This window comes from Flavobacterium movens, assembly GCF_039581425.1.
Taxonomy (GTDB): domain Bacteria; phylum Bacteroidota; class Bacteroidia; order Flavobacteriales; family Flavobacteriaceae; genus Flavobacterium; species Flavobacterium luteolum.
Window position 1 is genome coordinate 475294 of record NZ_JBCPXY010000001.1, and the last position, 20769, is coordinate 496062.

Annotated in this window: 16 protein-coding genes; 9 read left to right on the forward strand and 7 right to left on the reverse strand. The window is 34.8% G+C overall.

Annotated elements, in window-relative coordinates; translation table 11 throughout:
* Positions 1 to 61 precede the first annotated feature (61 nt).
* Positions 62 to 1258, forward strand: a complete 1197-nt coding sequence (locus AAYQ05_RS02065) for a glycosyltransferase (RefSeq protein ID WP_343540823.1) — start codon at positions 62 to 64, stop codon at positions 1256 to 1258.
* On the opposite strand, the gene AAYQ05_RS02070 is transcribed toward AAYQ05_RS02065, so the two are convergent.
* Genes AAYQ05_RS02070 through AAYQ05_RS02080 form a run of 3 tightly spaced genes read right to left on the reverse strand, consistent with a single transcriptional unit; the run spans position 1244 to position 4358 of the window.
* The gene (locus AAYQ05_RS02070; protein WP_343540825.1) at positions 1244 to 2389 is read right to left on the reverse strand and encodes a glycosyltransferase; all 1146 of its coding nucleotides are present in this window, start codon (positions 2387 to 2389) and stop codon (positions 1244 to 1246) included. The two genes, AAYQ05_RS02065 and AAYQ05_RS02070, sit on opposite strands and share 15 nt — an antisense overlap.
* Positions 2390 to 2435: 46 nt before the next feature.
* On the reverse strand, positions 2436 to 3506 hold the full coding sequence (locus tag AAYQ05_RS02075; RefSeq protein WP_343540827.1) for a glycosyltransferase family 4 protein: 1071 nt from the start codon (positions 3504 to 3506) through the stop codon (positions 2436 to 2438).
* 30 nt (positions 3507 to 3536) lie between these two features.
* Positions 3537 to 4358, reverse strand: coding sequence for a DUF6492 family protein (locus AAYQ05_RS02080; RefSeq protein WP_343540829.1), 822 nt, complete (start codon positions 4356 to 4358; stop codon positions 3537 to 3539).
* 141 nt (positions 4359 to 4499) lie between these two features.
* Here AAYQ05_RS02080 and AAYQ05_RS02085 point away from each other — a divergent pair, with 141 nt between their 5' ends.
* Positions 4500 to 5660 (forward strand): lycopene cyclase family protein, encoded by a 1161-nt coding sequence (locus tag AAYQ05_RS02085; protein ID WP_343540831.1) that lies wholly within the window; start codon positions 4500 to 4502, stop codon positions 5658 to 5660.
* 153 nt (positions 5661 to 5813) lie between these two features.
* On the forward strand, positions 5814 to 6224 hold the full coding sequence (locus AAYQ05_RS02090; RefSeq protein WP_111284876.1) for a BrxA/BrxB family bacilliredoxin: 411 nt from the start codon (positions 5814 to 5816) through the stop codon (positions 6222 to 6224).
* Between the two features lie 165 nt (positions 6225 to 6389).
* On the opposite strand, the gene AAYQ05_RS02095 is transcribed toward AAYQ05_RS02090, so the two are convergent.
* The 3 genes from AAYQ05_RS02095 to AAYQ05_RS02105 are packed head-to-tail and all read right to left on the reverse strand — an operon-like array spanning position 6390 to position 12087.
* On the reverse strand, positions 6390 to 7757 hold the full coding sequence (locus tag AAYQ05_RS02095) for an efflux transporter outer membrane subunit (protein ID WP_343540834.1): 1368 nt from the start codon (positions 7755 to 7757) through the stop codon (positions 6390 to 6392).
* The gene (locus AAYQ05_RS02100) at positions 7750 to 10923 is read right to left on the reverse strand and encodes an efflux RND transporter permease subunit (protein ID WP_343540836.1); all 3174 of its coding nucleotides are present in this window, start codon (positions 10921 to 10923) and stop codon (positions 7750 to 7752) included. The genes AAYQ05_RS02095 and AAYQ05_RS02100 overlap by 8 nt, the downstream gene beginning before the upstream one ends.
* Before the next feature lie 18 nt (positions 10924 to 10941).
* Entirely contained in the window at positions 10942 to 12087 is a 1146-nt protein-coding gene (locus AAYQ05_RS02105; RefSeq protein WP_343540838.1) for an efflux RND transporter periplasmic adaptor subunit, read from the reverse strand.
* 259 nt (positions 12088 to 12346) lie between these two features.
* On the opposite strand from AAYQ05_RS02105, the gene AAYQ05_RS02110 reads away from it, so the two are divergent.
* From AAYQ05_RS02110 to AAYQ05_RS02135, 6 genes are all read left to right on the forward strand, one after another.
* Positions 12347 to 13309: a polyphosphate kinase 2 family protein gene (locus tag AAYQ05_RS02110; RefSeq protein ID WP_343540839.1), complete on the forward strand. Its 963-nt coding sequence runs from the start codon at positions 12347 to 12349 to the stop codon at positions 13307 to 13309.
* A gap of 63 nt (positions 13310 to 13372) precedes the next feature.
* The gene (locus tag AAYQ05_RS02115) at positions 13373 to 15049 is read left to right on the forward strand and encodes a SulP family inorganic anion transporter (protein WP_343540841.1); all 1677 of its coding nucleotides are present in this window, start codon (positions 13373 to 13375) and stop codon (positions 15047 to 15049) included.
* A gap of 159 nt (positions 15050 to 15208) precedes the next feature.
* On the forward strand, positions 15209 to 16567 hold the full coding sequence (gene trhO / locus AAYQ05_RS02120) for an oxygen-dependent tRNA uridine(34) hydroxylase TrhO (protein ID WP_343540842.1): 1359 nt from the start codon (positions 15209 to 15211) through the stop codon (positions 16565 to 16567).
* Between the two features lie 24 nt (positions 16568 to 16591).
* Complete coding sequence (tnpA, locus tag AAYQ05_RS02125; RefSeq protein ID WP_343540843.1) at positions 16592 to 17026, forward strand: IS200/IS605 family transposase; 435 nt, start codon at positions 16592 to 16594, stop codon at positions 17024 to 17026.
* Between the two features lie 471 nt (positions 17027 to 17497).
* A complete protein-coding gene (locus tag AAYQ05_RS02130) occupies positions 17498 to 18739 on the forward strand; it encodes a peptidase U32 family protein (RefSeq protein WP_343540844.1) in 1242 nt (413 codons plus the stop codon).
* Positions 18739 to 18969: a ferredoxin gene (locus tag AAYQ05_RS02135; RefSeq protein WP_177211604.1), complete on the forward strand. Its 231-nt coding sequence runs from the start codon at positions 18739 to 18741 to the stop codon at positions 18967 to 18969. The genes AAYQ05_RS02130 and AAYQ05_RS02135 overlap by 1 nt, the downstream gene beginning before the upstream one ends.
* Positions 18970 to 19057: 88 nt before the next feature.
* On the opposite strand, the gene AAYQ05_RS02140 is transcribed toward AAYQ05_RS02135, so the two are convergent.
* The gene (locus AAYQ05_RS02140) at positions 19058 to 20491 is read right to left on the reverse strand and encodes a hypothetical protein (RefSeq protein ID WP_343540845.1); all 1434 of its coding nucleotides are present in this window, start codon (positions 20489 to 20491) and stop codon (positions 19058 to 19060) included.
* Positions 20492 to 20769: the final 278 nt, after the last annotated feature.

The following is a 20769-nucleotide window of genomic DNA, read 5'->3' on the forward strand; positions in this document are numbered from 1 at the left end:
AGATTCAGATCATTTCATTATTAAAAATAGAGAGAAAATTAAGCTTATATAAGAGGATAATATGGGGATATTTAAAAATATTAAGCGCTATTATAAACGAAAAGAAGAAATTAGGAACCAGCACGATCAATCAATTCCAAATTATAATACTTACAACCCATCAAATAAAACTATTGTTTTTTTCAATATTCATATGCCAGCTCCTGAACATGATTCGGGTTCTAACAGACTGAAAGAGATTATATTGTTTTTTAAAAGCAAAGATTACAATTGTATTATTTGTTCAAAAGATACCTTTCGAGATAATGGTTATGTTACTTATTTCAGTAAGTTAGGCGCTGTCGTTTTTGTAGAAAACAATCAGTATTCGAACTATTTTGATTTTATAGCATCACTCCCTAAAGTTGATTTTGTGTGGTATTACGGAGCAAAAGCTTTGGGACGTAATGTAAAAAAAGTATCCAAAATTTTTCCGCTAGCTACGTCACTTTATGATATGGTAGATATTCATTTTCTAAGGTACAAAAGAGCAATTAAGATTAATCCCAGCCGAATTTCATTAACAAAAAACTATTTGAAGTTTTTTTGGATCGAAACAAGACTTGCCAGAAAAGTAGATTTGGTACTGACTATTTCTAATGTCGAAAATGAAATTATGGCAAAGTATATCGATGAACGCAAATTGATGATACTTTCTAATATCCATTATTTAAAAGTCAGTAAAGATCAACTTTTGCCTTTTGAAGATCGTGAAGACTTGCTTTTTATAGGCTCGCAGCATGAACCCAATGTTGACGCTGTCAATTATTTATATCACGAAATAATGCCGCTGGTTTGGAAGACAAATAAAACTATAAAAGTAAATATTATAGGCAATCTTAATGAGAAGCTTAAAAACATTCAAGATTCTAGATTTATTTTTAAAGGTCATGTATGTGATATAAAACCACTATTTAATACAAATAAAATGATGGTTGCTCCTTTGCGATATGGTGCTGGGGTAAAAGGAAAAATAGGGCAGGCTTTTGAGTATTATCTGCCAGTTGTTACGACATCAATTGGTGCGGAAGGCATGAAGCTGGTTCAAGAAAGAAATGCTTTGATTTACGATGCTAAAGAGGAATTTGCTTCGGCGATACTTAATCTATATGGAAACAAATCGCTTTGGCTGGAATTGCAGCAAAACTCTGGAGAAAGTCTTGAACCATTCTCAAATCATGCTTTAGAAGCATTGTTTTTAAAATTAGAATCGCTGTAATTCAAATACATTGTCTAATAAGCTGTAAGTTGCATCAATACTATGATGAGCACTAAAATAGGCATTGGCTTCAGAACTGATTTTAGTATAAAAAACGGCATCGGTTAGTAATGTATTGATCTGATTAGCAAATTCATTCGGATCATTTGAAACCAAACAGCCATTATTAGACTTATTTATTAATCCGTCAACGCCTCTTTCATTGCACACTACCGGAAGTCCAAGAGACAAAGCTTCGATTACCTTGATTTTGATTCCCGTTCCGCTCAGCATTGGACATATTGCGATTTTAGACTGAGCGTAAGCATCATCAAGATTTTCGATAAAACTAATTTTCTCCACATTTGGGTAATCATCTATGAATTTAGTGATTTTTCCAATTACAGCAATTTTTAGTGATTTTGAAAGTAAAGGATAAACATGATCAAAGAACCATTTGGCCGCTTTGGTGTTATGTTCGTTTTCGCTGGCAACATAGATAATGTCGTACTTACTATCTGTTTTTAAATTGCTTTTTTTCGGCAAGCTATGGGTTATCAATGCGATTTCTTTATCAATAAATTGAGAGAAAAGGTATTTTTCTTCTGGAGAAATCACTAAAATTTTATCATAAGAATTTAAGAGTTTTATTTCTGTTTCAAAAAACTTACCTAATTGGAACTTCTTTTTTTTCTGAAATTGCGAAGTAAGGAAATCGTGCGTATCAATTATTAATTTTGCCTTTTTCAGATACGGATTATTCTTGATTAGTTTTGACCAATACAAATAAGAGATCAAAATAACATCATATTCATTCTCTTTTAAGGCTTCATTAAAAGCAGGAATATGACCGGAACGGATATTATCAAACAAACCAATTTTTCCTTTGATTTTATTCGGAAGGGAGTACTGAAAGAAATACTTCAGCTTATTTTTTTTTCTGATAAAAACAGGAAGAAAATAACCGTTAGAAATTAGTTTTTCTTCTTTGAGTTTGTTGATTTCATTTGTAGTAAATAGGTCTGTTTCAACACCAACAAAATCAACAGTAATATTTCTTGATTTAAAATATTCTAATAATGACAAGGCTCTTGCGTTATTTCCTTTTGCCTTGTGCAGCGGATTTTCAGGATAGAAATATAAAATTCTCATAAGCAATTTTTAAAATCAAAAATATTTGTATTGATAATCAGTTGGTTTAATTAGTAAACTGCTTATCCATTTGTTCAAAATAAGATTCAACGCTAAACTTTTTCATTGTCATTTCATGAATCTCCTCTGGGCTTAATTTTTTTGAATCTTCAATGCAATGATCAAAAAACTGAAAAATATTCTCATCGATTTCTTTAGGAAGCAAATAAGCGCCAGGTTGTTTGTTTTTGACTAATTTTGGAAGAATGCCTACGGCGTTTCCTGCAATTGGTCTTCCGCAAGCAAGCGCTTCGATAGTTACCATTCCAAAACTTTCTGAATACGAAGGATAGAAAACAATATCTGCTAGTGAATAAGCCAGTTCGTTGATATTGTCTATTGTTAATCCAACTAAGATTTCGGTATTTTTTAGATTTTTAAAAAGTTCAGTATTTGAAGGATTGTTTGCGGCAATAAGAAGCCTCCAATCGTTTTGCTGTTCAACAAGTCTTGCTAGTTCCTGCAATTCTGAAATGCCTTTTCCGTATTCGAGTCGGCCAATATATACAACTGTTTTAAAATTGGTTGAAGTTTTTTTTATGGGATAAAAATTAGTCTTATCAATACAATTTGGCACTACACTTACTTTATTTTCATTAATTCCATAGTATTGTATTAGATCTTTTTTGACATTGTCTTCAACAGCGATTATTTTCTTGGCATTTTTGCAGGCTATCATTTGCAATTTGGCCACTCTACTTAATCTAGGATCTTTTCTTCCGTAGTCCAGTTCCATTTTATGATAACAACCATGAGAAATTACGTAATCGGTTGGATAATAAGCTGTGGGTTCGCCATTGCTAATGACTAATTTATTTGATCGATAATTAAGCCAAAGAAAAGCAGTTGCAAATCTTGCAATATATTTTGCTCTTCGTTTTTCGAAATGTCTTTTATTGAATAATTTCCAGTATAGCTTTCCGATAAAAGTGTTTTTTAAACGATCCTCATTTATTATTTCAGTCAAAATCTTTCGGCTTTTGAGATATTCGTCCAAATAATGAACCATCCGTTCTGCACCGCCGGCATTAGATTTTCCGTTTAGAAATACCAAATAAACTTTACTTGCCTTTATCATCTGAAATTCTTTTGTAGGATAGCATTTTCATTAAAAAAAACGATACCACTTTTTTTTCTTTCTTCGCCAATTGCTTTGGTGAATAAGTCCAAGATAAATTTTGCGCAATTGCTCAAGTTTCAACTGGTTTTTTTCGATTGCATATTGCTTTTTGTAATGATAAACTTTAAAAAGGCTACCAATAGGAAGTATGTCTATTAATCTGGTCTTTAGCAGATATTCTCCATAGATGACACAATCACTTGGGGAATAGCTTTTTTTGTCTATTTCGGTAAAAAATTGATCAAAAGTGAGATTTATTTCTTTTAAGAACACTTCATTAAAATGTTCCCAAACCTTGCAATTCCAGATATAGGGAGATGGACCATAATCCCATTCTTTACCTTTATTTCCAAAAAACGGACGAGTATCTCTCAAAGCTCTTTTAAAAAACAGATTTTCAGAATCCATACCAATTCTTTCTGTTATTTCAAGTAAATCTTTAGATTCCTGCATGATAGTGTATGGCGTATTTTCGTCATACATAAAATCTGAAATATAAAAGTCCTTTATAAAAACAGCATCAGAATCTATAGCAACATAATTTTCGCAGATATTAAGCTTGTAAACATTGCATTTTATGATTTGCTGATATCTCCATCCTTCGGTAATTGTTGTTTTGCAGATTTCAGAATCGCGATAGACTTTATATTTCTCATGACAGTCCTTTTTTAAGAAACCAAAATGCTCATCGTTTACAGAAATAACTACCGGAATGCTGTCTTTGTTAAACTCATCTATAGAATCTAAAAGCTTATAAACGGTTTTAAAATCAGGTTCATAAGTTTTAATGAAAAGGATCAATTTATGCATAAGGCAGAAATTTTATTTTTTGTACTACTAAAGATAGAATTAAATCATATTGTAAACAAACGGCAAAACGAAATAATAAATTGCGGTCCTTTTATGTTTTTTTTAGAAAAAAGGAAAGAATAAAATTTCTTATTTTTGAGAATGAATTCTTCGCAAATCCCACATTTCGATTACATTTTTACAGGCACAGGACTAGCATCTTTGATGACAGTTTATAAAATGATTCTGTCTGGAAAATTCGCTGATAAAACCATTTTACTGTTAGATCAGGATTTGAAGAAATCCAATGACAGAACTTGGTGTTTCTGGGAAAAAGAAGAAAGCATCTGGGATTCAGTTATTTCAAAAAAATGGGATTCGGCTCTTTTTTCTAATGAGAATTTCAGACGCGATCTAGATTTAAAACCCTATTCATACCAAAAAATCAACGGATTAGATTTTTATAATTTCGTTTTTGAAACTATTTCAAAACAATCGAATATTACGTTTTTAAACGAAAAAGTGACCGACATCAACGAATTGGAAACTCATGTTTTTGTAGGAACAGAAGAAAATAGATTTACCTGCAATTATTTATTCAATAGTATTTATACTAAGGCTTTCGCCGAAGGGCAGAATAAATATCCCGTTTTGCAACAGCATTTTGTGGGTTGGTTTGTAAAAACGAAAGAAGAAGTTTTCAATCCCGAAGAAGTAACTTTCATGGATTTTTCGGTTGAACAAAAAGAAAATACAAGATTTATGTATGTGCTGCCGACTTCAAAAACGGAGGCTTTGGTAGAATATACGCTGTTTTCGGAAAAACTGCTGACAAAAGAGGAATATGAAAACGAGATTCAAATCTATTTGAAGACGCAAGGTGTAAGCCAATATCAAATTATTGAAAAAGAGGAGGGAAGCATTCCAATGACGTGTTATCCATTTTGGGAAAGAAATACTAAAAGAGTTTTGAATATTGGCACTGCAGGCGGCTGGACAAAAGCAAGTACAGGTTATACTTTTAAAAACTCAGATAAAAAATCTTCCGATTTGGTGGAGTTTATTCAAAGCAACGATTTTAAAATGAAGAACTTTCAAAGAAAGTCTAAGTTTTGGTTTTACGATTTATTGCTTTTAGATATTCTTTATCGACATAACGAATTGGGAAGTTCTATTTTTTCATCATTGTTTAGAAAAGGAAATCCCGAACTGATTTTTAAGTTTTTAGATGAAGAAACGAATCTTTTTGAAGATCTTCAAGTGATCCTAAAATGCCCGAAAGTGCCATTTATAAAGGCTTTATTTAAAGTTGTTTTTAAATAAAAACAGACAGAATTTAGGCTTTCAACTTTATGCTTTTTCAACTTTCAAGTAAATCGATTGAACTATAACAAAACTTTATACTTCAAAGTAACTAGTTGCGAGTAAACTTTGTAACTTTGCAGTTCAAAAAGTACAATTTAAAAGACAAAAAATATGTATCCACTAGACATGGTAAAACCAATGGAAGCTGAATTAACAGCTGCAGGTTTTCAAGATTTACATAGTGCTGAAGCTGTTGAGAATGCGATCAAAGCTGAAGGTACCACTTTAGTAGTTGTAAACTCTGTTTGCGGGTGCGCTGCAAGAAATGCACGTCCGGGAGCAAAAATGAGTTTGGATAATGCTAAAAAACCAGATCATTTAATTACTGTTTTTGCAGGTGTGGACAAAGAAGCTGTTGATGCTGCAAGACAACACATGTTCCCATTTCCTCCATCTTCGCCATCTATGGCTTTGTTTAAAAACGGAGAATTGGTTCACATGTTAGAGCGTCACCACATTGAAGGACGTCCAGCTGAATTAATTGCTGAGAATTTACAGGATGCGTTTAACGAGTTCTGCTAATTTAAGGGACTAAGGTTCTGAGTTGCTGAGGTTCTAAGGTTTTAGACACAAAGTAATATAGGCACAAAGAATAACAACAAAAGCACTATGAAAATAGTGCTTTTGTTGTTTATACAATTTTTGAAACCTTAGTACCTTAGAATCTTAGCAACTCAGAACCTTTTCTTAGAGGTTCCATCCTCCACCAAGTGCTTTGTACAATTCAACCATTGAACTTAATTGTCTTTCAGATAATTGAGCTAGACTTAACTGTGCATTGAAAAGGTTGGTTTCTACATCTAAAACTTCCAAGTAAGAAACGTAACCGCTGTCATATCTTTCGTGAGATAGCTTAAAGTTTATCAAAGCCGCTTGCACTTGTCTGTTGCGGGCTTTCCATTCTTCTTGATAAGTTCTAACGTTTTGTATAGATTGTTCTACTTCAGAAACAGCACCAATATAGGTTTGTTGATAAAGAAATTTGAACTGTTCTGCTTGTTGTCTGTTTATTTCAACTCTTCTTTTGTTTTTTCCGAATGCAAATATTGGTCCTGCAATTCCGCCTGATGCATTTTGCATATAGGAGCTTCCGAGAAAAAGATTACTCAAATCGGCACTGGCAAATCCGGCAATTGCAGCTAGATTGATAGACGGAAAACGCATTGCCTGGGCTACGCCAATTCTTTCGTTTGCTGCCGCATATCTTAATTCGGCCGCTTTTACATCGGGTCTGTTTTCTAATAAGGCAGACGGAATTGATAATGGAATTTTGCTGACTATCTGTAACTCGGTATTGCTTTTTCCTCTCGGAATTTCGGTTGGTAGCTGACCTGTAAGCAACGCAATCGCATTTTCTTGATAGGTTATTTGTCTTTCAATGTTGGGAATTGCTGCTTCAGCAATGGCAACCTGCTGTTCAATCTGTACTTTGTCAACTTCTGAGATGTACCCTTTTTCAAATCTTTCGCTTATGATTTGATAGTACTTCTCTCTTGTTTCAAGAGTATGCTTGGTTATTTCCAGCTGATCATCAAAATTTCGCATCTGAAAGTACGCTATTGCAATATTGGCAACGATATCAGACAATATTACTTTACGAGCTTCTTCTGTAGCGAGAAGTTCATCTTTGACAGCATTATTTTCATGGCGAAATTTCCCCCAGAAATCTAGTTCCCAAGACATACTTGCACCAGCGGTCGACGGAGTAATGTATTTCTTATTGCTGTTTATGGTAGCTCCATATTGAAAAGCCGGAAATAAATCGGCTTTGGAATAACCTAATTCAGCACGAAACTGTTCAATTCTTGAAACCGCAATTTTTAAATCATAATTATTCTCAAGGCCTTTTTGAATAAGACCTTTTAAAACATCATCATTAAACAAATCAAACCATTTTAAGTTGGTTACCGAAGCGAGACTGTCTAAATTTCTTTCGTTTTTATAAGAATCTGATTTTAACTGTTCAGGTTTTTTATATTTTGGTCCGACCATACATCCTGCTGGAAGTAAGGAAACAACCAATACAATAACGATTATTTTATATTTCTTACTCATGGTCTGTAGTATTTGATTCTACATTTTTTTCTCCTTCTACGATTGTTTCCTCTTTTTTATGTCCAATTCTTTCAATCATAACAAATAGACCTGGTACAATTAATACACCGAGAACTGTAGCAATTAACATTCCGCTAAATACGGCCATTCCCATTACAATACGAGCTTGAGAACCAGCACCTGTAGCGGTTAATAACGGCACAACTCCAAGAATAAAAGCAAAAGCAGTCATCAGAATCGGGCGAAAACGAAGTCTTGCTGCATACATTGCCGATTCGTAAAGCGGTTTCCCTCTTTCGTATTCTTCTTTGGCAAACTCAACAATAAGAATGGCATTTTTTGCCACTAATCCGATTAGTAAAACGAGTCCGATTTGTGCAAAAACGTTGTTGACATAAGCATCACTTCCAAATCTTGCCAAAAGAAGTCCTAAAAAGGCTCCAAATACGGCGAAAGGCGCTCCAAGAAGTACACTAAATGGCAGCTTCCAGCTTTCGTATTGTGCGGCTAGGATTAAGAATACAAAAACCAAGGCCATAATAAATACAGAAGACCCACCTGGCGAATGCTTTTCCTGATACGATAAGTTGATGTAATCGAAACTCATGTCTGCAGGTAAGGTCTCTTTGGCGACTTCTTCTAATGCGGTCAGAGCCTGCGAGCTACTATAACCATCATTCGGACTTCCTCCAATTTCTGCAGATCTAAATAAGTTTAAACGATTCGTAAAATCGGGACCAGATACTTTAGTCGCCGTAACCAATGTCGAAACTGGAAGCATATCTCCTTTATTATTTTTTACATAAATCAGGTTTAGGTCTTCTGGTTTTACACGATTAACAGCTTCTCCCTGTACATAAACTTTATATTGACGTCCAAATCGGTTAAAATCATTCACGTAACTTCCTCCCAAAAAGGCACCGAGGGCTTCGGTAACTTTAGAGACTGGTATTCCTAATTTCATGGCTTTATCATTGTCGATATCCAGTTTAATTTGCGGTGTACCAGCATTAAAAGTGGTGTAAATTCGTTTAATCTCAGGACGTTGCTGCGCGGCGGCAATAAATTTTTGTGTTTGTTCTGCTAAATATTGAGGCGTATTTCCTCCTCGGTCTTGCAGCATCAAACTAAATCCTGCTGAAGCACCTAGACCTTGAATTGCAGGCGGACCAAATGAAAAACAAGTAGCAGTCGTAATTTGAGTCGCTAGTTTTTTATTGAATCGGTCTACAAACTGTTTGGCCGTTTCTGCTCTGTCTTCCCAAGGTTTTAGGGAAATAAAAATAAAAGCGTTATTTGGCTGATAAGAGTTGGTAAGCATACTAAATCCGTTTATCGTGGTATAGGATAAAATAGATTTTTCTTCTTTAAGGAAACTATCTACTTTTTTCGATATTTCATCGGTACGCTGTAATGATGATGCAGGAGGCAAAGCAATATTTACTAAAACATATCCCTGATCTTCTTCTGGAATGAATCCTACTGGAATCTTTTTGCCTAAAAACACTATCGAAACAAGAATGACAGCTAGTAAAACAACAATACGCATGGCTTTTTTGGCAAAAAATGTTGCTCCACCAATATATTTTCCAGTAACATTTTCGAAAACCCTATTAAACCAAGTAAAGAATTTAGCAAGCCATCCTTTTTGCTGATCAATAGGTTTTGTGGGTTTTAATAGCATGGCACAAAGCGCGGGACTTAAAGACAAGGCACTAAACGCAGAAAAGGCCACCGAGACGGCAATGGTTATGGCAAATTGCTGGTAAAAACGTCCCGTAATTCCGGGTGTCATAGCTACTGGAATAAAAACGGCGCATAGAATTAATGCAATCGCTATTACTGGCCCCGAAACCTCTTTCATTGCTTGAACTGTAGCCTCTTTAGGAGTTTTTCCATGCTCGATATGATGTATTACGGCTTCTACAACCACAATCGCATCATCGACCACGATACCAATTGCGAGTACTAATCCTAAAAGCGAAAGGGTATTGATCGAAAATCCTAACATTGGGAAAACGGCAATGGTACCAATAAGCGAAACGGGAACTGTAATTAACGGAATTAAAGTAGCACGCCAGTTTTGAAGGAATATAAACACTACTATAATAACCAATACAATAGCCTCAAAAAGAGTGTGAACAATATCATCAACCCCTGCAGTAATAGCAAGTGTTGTATCTAAAGATTCTTGGTATTCGATGTCTTGCGGAAATCTTTCAGACAATTGTTTCATGGTGGCTTTTGCAATTTCTGCCACCTCGAGAGCATTACTTCCTGGCATTTGGTACATAGCAATAACAGCACTTGGAGAACTGTTTCTTCTAGCTGTTGAGCTATAATTTTCGGTTCCTAATTCGATTCGGGCAATATCGGCAAGTAAAACTTGTGCTCCATCTTCTTTACTTCGAACTACGATGTTTCCAAATTCTTTTTCGGTGACCAAGCGGTCTTGAAGTGTTACACCATATGTGAATTCAGTATTAGGAGGCGCTGGTTCAGCTCCAAATTTTCCTCCTGGACTGATCATGTTTTGTGCGTTTAGCGCATTTTTTACGTCTTCAACTGTTACGCCGAGTTTACTCATCATGTCAGCTTTTAGCCAAATACGCATTGAGTAATCACTACCTCCAAAAAGTGCGACCTCTCCAACTCCTTTAATACGAGCCAGCTGGTCAACAACATTGATACTTGCATAATTATTTAAAAATTTAGCATCGTATTTCGGATTAGTAGACGTAATGGTAAACAACATCATCGGAAAAGAAAGCGATTTTTTTACCACAACACCCTGTTGTTTTACACTTGATGGCATAAAGGGAGCAGACTGGTTTTGTCTGTTTTGCGTAAGCATATTAGCGTTGTCCAGATTGGTTCCTACGTCGAAAGTTACCTCGATAGTACAAGCACCATCCGAAGTATTGATCGATTTCATGTACAACATGTTTTCAACACCGTTTACCTTTTGCTCAATTGGAGTTGCAACTGCTTGTTCAACATTCAGCGCATTAGCTCCTGTAAAAGAAGTGGTAATTTTTACAACTGGCGGATTAATATCCGGATATTGCGAAATAGGTGTTTTTTGTAATGCCAGTAATCCAAGTATCACAATAATAATACTAATAACAATGGCAACAATTGGTCTTCGGACGAAAAATTCTCCCATAATAGTATGTGATTTAGATTACTTTGCAGCTACAGTTTCTGGATCGCCCAATTGCCATTGAACGATTTTCGGGGTAATGACACTTCCATTCTTCAATAAAGAAGTACCTCCCATGGCTATCTTGTCGCCAGGTTTTAATCCATCTTCAATAATATAACCGTTTTTAACGGTAGGGCCTGGTTTTACAATCTGCATTTGCACTTTGTTGTCATTGCCTACGACATAAACTTGATAGATTCCTTGGACTTCAATGACTGCGCGCTGCGGAATTACGATTGCTTCTTTGCGAATATCAGTAAGCAAAGCAAGTTTTACATATTGGCCAGGACGTAATAATTTATCTGGATTGGGAAAAGCGGCTTCAAAAGTAATAGCTCCTGTAGAAGGATCAATTTGTCTGTCGGCAAAACTTACTTTTCCTGTATGCGGATAAATCGAACCGTCAGATAGTTTTATGGTAACACTTGCTCCAGAGCCTTTTAAAGGAGAATTTGGTTTGTTAAATTCTCTAAAAAGACGCAAAAATTCCTGTTCGCTTATTGTAAATCGAACTCTCACATCGCCAAGATCAGAAATTGTATTTAGAACTGACAAAGGCCCAGGCTGCACATAATCGCCTACTCTCACTTTAGACAAACCAATTAATCCTGAAATTGGTGCTAAAATTTGACAGTAACCCAATTCGATTTTAGCATTTTGAACCGAAGCGTCAGATGCTTTAATCTGTGCTAATGAAGCATTGTACGCTGCTTTTGCCGAAACCAATTCTCTTTGGCTCACCGCATTCATTTTTGCCAACGGAGTAATCATATCCAAATCTGATTTGGTTTTAGATAATCGTGCCTGCGATTCTGCGGCAACTCCCTGTGCTTCGTTCAGTTTCGCTCTATATGGTAAAGGGTCAATTGTATAAAGCACCTGTCCTTTCTTGACAAAACTTCCTTCTTTGAAGTTCATACTTTCAATTATACCATCAACTCGCGGGTTAATTTGTATATCAGATTGACCAAAAGTCTGCCCCGTGTATTCAGATTCTAATTTTACATCTTGCTGTAAAACCGTTGTAACTGAAATTTCTAGTGGTTTGGGTGCTGGAGGTGTTTCTTTTTTGCAAGAAATCATTAAAAGACATAGTAAGACTGCGGAGGAATAGATTTTGTTCATTGTTAAATTCTTTTAGGTAAAATTCATTAAATACAACTAACTAAAAACCAATAAAGTGCAATAGCTAAGTTAGCGTTTTTTTGGTTAGGTGATTAAATATTGTGTGAATTTTGTTAATTTTAGTTAAAATTTTATCTATCTGTATTTCAGTTGATAATACAAATTAGGATGAAATGCCATTTACTGCCGACAAACTGCATTTTTGTAAGAATAAATTATTCAAAAGACTAGTAATAATAATTCAAAAACTTTTATAATCATGTCAAAAAATAACAAGAAAAAACACAAAAAAGAAGAAAGAGATGATAATGATTTAAAAAAATTAACTAAAAAGGAATTATTGCATCGGGCAAAAAAATTTTCTGAGCAATATTGTGTTGGAGACGATAAGAACTTCACATTAAAAGGTAAACCAACTTCTTATGCTATAGAAAATGACGATATCTCAGTTCGGAAAACATTAAAAATGGGAGTTAAGGCTCTAGCTGCCATGCAGGATATTTTGTATGCGCAAGATAAGTGGTCTGTTCTTATTATTTTTCAAGCTATGGATGCAGCTGGAAAAGATGGTGCTATAAAGCATGTAATGTCAGGAATAAATCCGCAGGGTTGTCAGGTTTCTTCTTTTAAAGGACCAAGCTCAGAAGAATTAGATCATGATTATTTATGGCGTTGTCAAAAACACCTTCCAGAAAGAGGAAGAATAGGAATTTTTAATCGTTCGTACTATGAAGAAGTCTTGGTGGTTCGTGTTCATGAACAAATATTGAGAGGGCAAAAACTTCCTGAGAAATTGATTACCAAAGACATTTGGGATAATCGTTTTGAAGACATTCGAAACTTTGAAAAATATCTGAGTAGAAACGGAACAGTGGTCATTAAGTTTTTTCTAAATGTTTCTAAAGAAGAACAAAAGAGAAGATTTATTGAAAGAGTTGATAATCCTGATAAAAACTGGAAATTCAGTGCAGCCGATGCCAAAGAGCGAGGCTATTGGGATGATTATATGCATGCGTATGAGGAATTAATTAAAAACACATCGACCAAAAAATCGCCTTGGTATGTAATTCCTGCAGATGATAAGTCTTATGCTCGAATTGCGATTGCTTCTGCAATTATTCATGCTTTAGACGAAATGGATCTGGAATATCCTAAAGTGAGTCCAGAGAAAATTGCAGAACTCAATGAGGTTAAGAAAGCATTGTTAGAAGAGAAAGAGTAACCTTTTGCAGCTATAAACATTTATTTATAATTGTGAATTAGTACTATTTTAATCTTTTTTAATATGATTTCTAAGCTTTTACCCTCACTAGATTGGATTAAAAATTATGAAAAGCAGAATTTCAAAAGAGATTTCATTGCAGGAGTAACTCTTGCCGCTTACGGAATTCCTGTTTCTCTTGCCTATGCAACTCTTGCTGGTTTACCTCCTCAATATGGAATTTACGGATATCTCATTGGCGGCATCTTTTATGCTTTGTTAGGATCCAGCAGACAGCTTGCAATAGGTCCAACATCTGCAATTTCTTTATTAGTAGGCACAACCATATCAGGTATGGCAAACGGTGATATCGAACGCTGGTCTGAAATCGCTTCACTTACAGCCTTAGTGTTTGCAGGAATGGCCATTGTTGCTTATTTGCTGAGGTTAAGTGGAATTATTAATTTTATTAGTGAAACCGTTTTGGTTGGATTCAAAGCAGGCGCTGCGATCACTATCGGTTTAACCCAATTGCCGAAATTATTTGGAGTTAAAGGTGGCGGGGATAATTTCTTGGAACGAATTGTTATTCTTTTCCATCAAATTCCAGACATGAATACAGCTGTTTTTATTTTTGGAATAATTGCTATTCTGATATTAATTATAGGAGAAAAAATAGCACCGCAGTTTCCAGTTGCAATAGTAATTGTCATTTTATCTATTATTCTTATTTCGGCTACATCATTACAATATGCCGAATTCAATACAGTTGGGATTATTCCGACTGGTCTTCCTGAATTTCATCTGCCTTCTCTGCGGATTCGAGATGTAGAGGGAGTTTTGCCACTTGCGATGGCTTGTTTTTTATTGTCTTATATCGAAAGCGTTTCTGCTGGGCGAACCTTAGCACAAAAAAACGGATATGTTATCGATCCGCGTCAGGAGCTTTTGGCACTTGGAGTTGCTAATGCGGCTGTTTCATTCGGACACGGTTATCCTGTTGCGGGCGGTTTGTCGCAATCAGCGGTAAACGATGCTGCGGGTGCGAAAACGCCATTATCTCTTTTGTTTGCTTCGGGTACAATTGCTTGCTGTCTCTTGTTTTTAACAGGATATCTTCAAAATCTGCCAACCGTAATTTTGGCTGCCATTGTTCTAGTAGCAATAAGAGGGCTTTTTGATTGGAAAGAAATGAGACATCTTTATAAAATAAACAAACAAGAATTTGCTGTTGTGATGATTGCGCTTGCAGGAGTATTAATCTGGGGAATTCTTGCAGGAGTTTTGCTTGCAACACTCGTAACCTTGTTACTTTTATTAAAAGCTGCATCAAAACCTCATGTGGCTTTTCTAGGAAGAATTCCAGGAACAAGAATTTATACAGATCTGAAAAGACATCCAGATAACGAAAAAATGGAAAACATATTGATTGTAAGAGTAGAATCTTCCATATTCTATTTCAATGCAGAATACATTAAAGAACGGATTTTGGAAAAAATCTACAGCGAACAAGATTCTTTAAAAACAGTAATATTAGATCTCAACTCTTCACCTCGCATCGATATTGCTGGTGCACGTTTCTTAAAGAATTTATTTATTGATTTGCAGGCAAAGAACATTACTCTAAAAATAGCCGAAGCCCGCTCAGATGTTAGAGATAGTCTGCGTGCAGAGAATCTTGAAATTCTCTTTGGGCATATTAGCCGTTTTATTTCTGTAGATGATTTGGTGCAGCATACTTTACAAGATAATAATAAGTAAAAAGTGAAATTCTCTAGTAATACAATCCTTTTTTGATGTTAAAAAAATCAGATAATTAAGGGAAGATCATTTTTAATCTCAAAATAAACCCTAAATTTGCCGCAGATTTAGAGAAAAATCTAAAAAAACATATATTCTTAACTTAAAACTGTTTATAGCATGCAACTGTATAACACTTTGAGCGCAGAAGAAAGAGCCATCATGATCGATGATGCAGGTAAACAACGACTAACGTTGTCTTTCTATGCGTATGCCAAAATTCAAGATCCACAAAAATTTCGTAATGATTTGTTCGTAGCCTGGAATGCCCTAGATGCATTAGGCCGAATTTATGTTGCCAATGAAGGAATAAATGCTCAGATGAGTATTCCTGAAGAAAATTTGGAGGCTTTTAGAACAACTCTTGAAGTTTATGACTTCATGAAAGGCATTCGTTTGAATGAAGCTGTAGAGCATGATGACCATTCGTTTTTAAAACTAACAATCAAAGTTCGTCACAAAATCGTTGCCGATGGATTAAACGACGACACTTTTGATGTAACCAATATAGGCGTTCACTTGAAAGCCAAAGAATTCAACGAAATCCTTGACGATCCAAATACAATTGTAGTTGATTTTAGAAATCATTACGAAAGTGAAGTTGGACATTTTAAAAATGCGATTACTCCAGATGTTGAGACATTTAGAGAAAGTTTGCCAATTATCAACGATCAGCTTAAAGATCACAAAGACGATAAAAATCTGGTAATGTATTGTACTGGAGGTATTCGTTGCGAAAAAGCGAGTGCTTACTTCAAACACCAAGGTTTCAAAAACGTTTATCAGTTGGAAGGCGGAATTATTAATTACGCTAAACAATTGAAAGAAGAAGGTTTAGAAAGCAAATTCATTGGTAAAAACTTTGTATTTGATAATCGTCTGGGCGAAAGAATTACGGATGATATTATCTCGCAATGCCACCAATGCGGAAAACCTTGCGATAACCACACGAATTGCGAAAATGACGGCTGTCATTTATTGTTTATTCAGTGTGATGATTGTAAAGCAACAATGGAAAACTGCTGTTCTACAGAATGTTTAGAAATCATCCACATGCCTTTAGTTGACCAAGTTCGTTTAAGAACTGGAAAACAGGTTGGAAATAAAGTATTCAGAAAAGGAAAATCTGAAAACTTGAAATTCAAACATTCAGGGGAATTACCAGAAACTGCTTTGGCAACAGCTCAAAAGCCAGCAGATATCCGTCAGAAAATAAAAGTAAAAAAAGTACTTCTTGGGAAAGCTGAACATTATTATGTAAAAGCGCAAGTTGGACAATTTACAGTAGAAAATCACGAATTAAACAGAGGTGATAGAATCCTTATTTCTGGGCCGACAACAGGTGATCAGGAATTGGTTTTAGACAAAATCATTGTTAATGGCGCAGAAGCTCAATCTGCAAAAGTTGGTGATAAGGTTACTTTTGAGGTTCCATTTCGTATTCGTTTGTCAGATAAATTGTATAAAATTGTAAATTAGCAAAATTTTTATGCTAATTTATTTATGTCACAATCGTTTACCAAATTATGGATCCATGTAATTTGGGCTACCAAAAATCGTAAGGATTTGATTGATTTTTCAATTGAGAAAACGCTCTACGATTATATTTGGCTAGAGTTAACAGAACTTGGATGCCCAGTTAGAATCATTAACGGAATGCCAGACCATGTACATGTTTTATTTTTACAAAATCCACAAAAAACTATCACAGATATTGTAAAGCAAGTAAAAGGAAGTTCTTCTCATTTTATGAATAGAGGAGAATTTATCCTTGAAAAATTTGCATGGCAAACTGGGTTTGGTGCATTCTCTGTCAGCGAATCTCAGTTAAATGCCGTTTACAATTATATTAAAAATCAAAAACAACATCATCTTAAGAAAAATGGACAAGATGAATTTGATGATTTTGTAAAATTACATGGGTTAGAAGGCAAATGATTTTAGCTCAACGGAGCGTTTTTATGGTTTGAAATGGATAACAATACGTTTCCCATGGTTTAAACCACGGGCTATATTGAAAAACATAACGAATAAAACATAGCCTGCGGTTTCAACCGCGGGAACGCAAAGCAAATCCGCAACGATTTACAAGCTGTAGAAATTTTCTAATCTATACGTTCGCCATGGTTTAAACCACGGGTTATATTTGAAAAACATAAAGAATAAAACATAGCCTGCGGTTTCAACCGCCGGAACGCAAAGAATGTTCTCAACGATACGTTTCCCGTGGTTAAAACCACGTGCTATATTTGAGAAAACATACGTAAAGAAAAACAAAGCCCACGGTTTCAATCGTGGGCTTTTTTAATAATATACTGCGAATAATTTTTAAAATATAGACTATGATATATATCATAGAAATCTAATCTATGCCCACATTATTTTTGTCATTTGAATAATAAATCGAAAATGACAATTAACAATACAATTGAACTCATGGCTCCTGCAGGAGATTTTGAGTCGCTTCAGGCTGCTTTAGATAATGGCTGTGATTCAGTATATTTTGGAGTTGAACAGCTCAACATGCGAGCACGTTCAACGGTGAATTTTACTATTGACGATTTAAAAGAAATTGCCAATCGATGCGAAGCCAAAAAAGTTAGAAGCTATTTGACATTAAATACCATTATTTACGATCACGATTTATCGGTTGTAAAAACATTATTGACAAAAGCTAAAGAAGCCAATATTACAGCGGTAATAGCTTCTGACCAAGCTGTAATAGCTATGGCAAGATCGATTGGAATGGAAGTTCATATTTCAACTCAATTGAATGTAACGAATATTGAAACCATTAAATTTTACAGTCTATTTGCCGACACAATGGTTTTAAGCCGTGAATTGAGTTTGCGTCAAGTAAAAAACATCACAGACCAAATTGAGAAAGAGCAGATAAAAGGACCAAATGGAAACTTAGTCGAAATCGAAATTTTTGGTCATGGAGCTTTGTGTATGGCGGTTTCAGGAAAATGTTATTTGAGCCTGCATTCGCATAATTCATCTGCAAATCGTGGCGCATGCAAACAAAACTGCCGAAAAAAATATACCGTTATCGATCAGGAAACAGGTTTTGAAATCGAATTGGATAACGAATACATGATGTCACCAAAAGATTTATGTACATTGGATTTCTTGGATCAGGTTATCGATTCTGGAATTAAGGTTTTGAAAATCGAAGGGCGCGGACGTGCGCCAGAATATGTGGCAACGGTAACCAAAACCTATCGTGAAGCGATTGATTCTTACTATGAAGGCACTTTTTCAAAAGAAAAAACTGCAGAATGGATGAAAGCTTTGGAAACAGTTTATAATCGCGGTTTCTGGTCTGGGTATTATTTAGGACAAGAATTAGGAGAATGGAGTGATATTCCAGGGTCTGCAGCGACTCAGAAAAAGGTTTATGTTGGAAAAGGAATACATTATTTCCCGAAAGCAGAAGTAGGACAATTTAAGATTGAAGCTTACGATATTAAAGTTGGTGACAAAATTTTAGTCACGGGGCCAAGTACAGGAGCACAGGAAATGATTATCGACGAAATGTTTGTGAATGATGCTGCTGGCGAAAAAGCAACAAAAGGAGATGATTGCAGTTTCAAATTGCCATTCAGAATCAGAATGTCGGATAAATTATATAAAATTGTTGAGGCATAATGGTTATTGTAACATTACAAAGAGATAAGTGCATTGGCTGTAATTACTGTGTCGAGATGGATCCTATTCATTTTCAAATGTCAAAAAAAGACGGAAAATCGGTTCTCATTCATTCGCAGAATGCAAAAGGATTTTTTACTTTAAAATCTCCTAATCATGCGATTGTGGAAAGCTGTGAATTGGCAGCAAAGGCTTGTCCAGTAAAGATTATTACGGTTAAAGAAACTTAGGGGTATTTTAATTACATCAAAAAGAGCCGCACATTTGCGACTCTTTTTGGTTAAATACGTTGTGACAATTGTATTAATGTGCTGTTGTTTATGCTTCTTCAATTTTTACTGTTTCGATATTCTCATCAATTTCAGTCCATTCTGGAGCTTCCCAAAATATAGCAATATGAAGATTATATATTCCAATTGCGGCATAAGCGAGAATGCAGAAATAATAGAAACCGTTAGGGCGATCTTGAAATAAAAAGAATAAGAATCCCATAGCTAATAGTGCAAAACCTATCCAGACACCTTTTCTAAAGTATATTATAAAAATATACAACAAGATAACTAACCCACTTAAATAAATTAAGTCCTGACGGTTTAATTCAAGCCTTATAAATTTGTAAATGGCATAGGCACTCAGTAATAACAAAAGAAATACTTGAAAGTATGATTTCCTTTGATTTTCATCTTCTTCGATTTCCAAATATTCTTCATTCGTTAAAGGAGTGTTTTTGCGGAAAAAGAATAGAAAAGGAATTAAGTTAATTACCGGTATAAAACTCAACAGGTAAATCCAAAAAGGTCTTCTGCGTAAAGCAGCTAATTGCGAAAGCAATAGTTGGGAGAATAATAAATAGACAAATGTAATTTGAAAAATGACACGAATAACAGTATAGATATTGTTGTAAATTCCTGAAATATTTGGACCTGAAGAATGGAACCAATTGACTGAAAACTGTTCTGTAAAAACCAAATGAACAGCAAGGAACGAAGTAAACAATAGAGAAAAATGTATCGTGAATTTTTTATAGCTAAGAAAAGTAGCTGTAGGCATTTTTATAAAATTCCTAAAAGAAAATCCAGCATCTAATAGAAATATAAAATAGAAAAAAGTCAATATCGTAAATAATCTAAAAAACACTACTTCATAAGGCGAAGCAGAGCCGTAAAAATCGCTAAAAGTTAATACAGAAACTGTTTTTTGATATAAAGCCTCGATGCTTATAGAAGTAAACATTCCGATTAGATAGCCTAAAAAGTTGATTTCTTTACTATAAAGTATTTTTTTTCTTAAGAGACCATACAAAGCATATGGTTGCAAATAACCTAAAGCAAAATAAAGTATAAAAAAGGGACTATTAGCATAAGATTCGCGAAGATCTGAAAAAGTAAAGATTATGTCTGATAGTATTGCTGGCAGACATAGCAAAAGGAGATATTTTAGTTTATCGAATTTTTTTTCATTAACTGCTTCCCAGCAAAGAGCTATTATTATAGTTAGGGCATTAATTATTGTGTTCAAAATATTTGCCCACAAAGGTAAGTTTTGGGGCCCTCGAAAAGGGATTAGCATACCTGATAATCCAGATCCTCCAACACTAGAAACGGAAAAATTATTGATGATAAATTGTTTTATAATAAGAAGGAAGGCAATAATGGCAAGAGGGAAAACGATCGCTTTAAACTTTGAAAAGTTAAAACGGTAAAAATAGTTTATCTCCTCTTTTGGTTGGTTTGGTAAAACTTCGGTGTTCATTTGCAGCGGTTTGTTTTGGGTTAGTTTAAATCTCAAAATTTTGGTACGAGTAAACTTAACAAATTTTAATTCTTTTGAAATAAAAAAATGACCCTATTTTGTGTAGTCGTCGCTAATGCACGAAACCCGATAGCGCGGATTTGCAATCCGTGCCCGTTCCAATTAGCAAATCTTATTTATTCTCACAGTTTTTATTTTTTCTCTCTCTTTCACTTTGTTGATATACTTTACGTGCACGGATTGCAAATCCGCGCTATCGGGTCTTTCTTTTTACAATA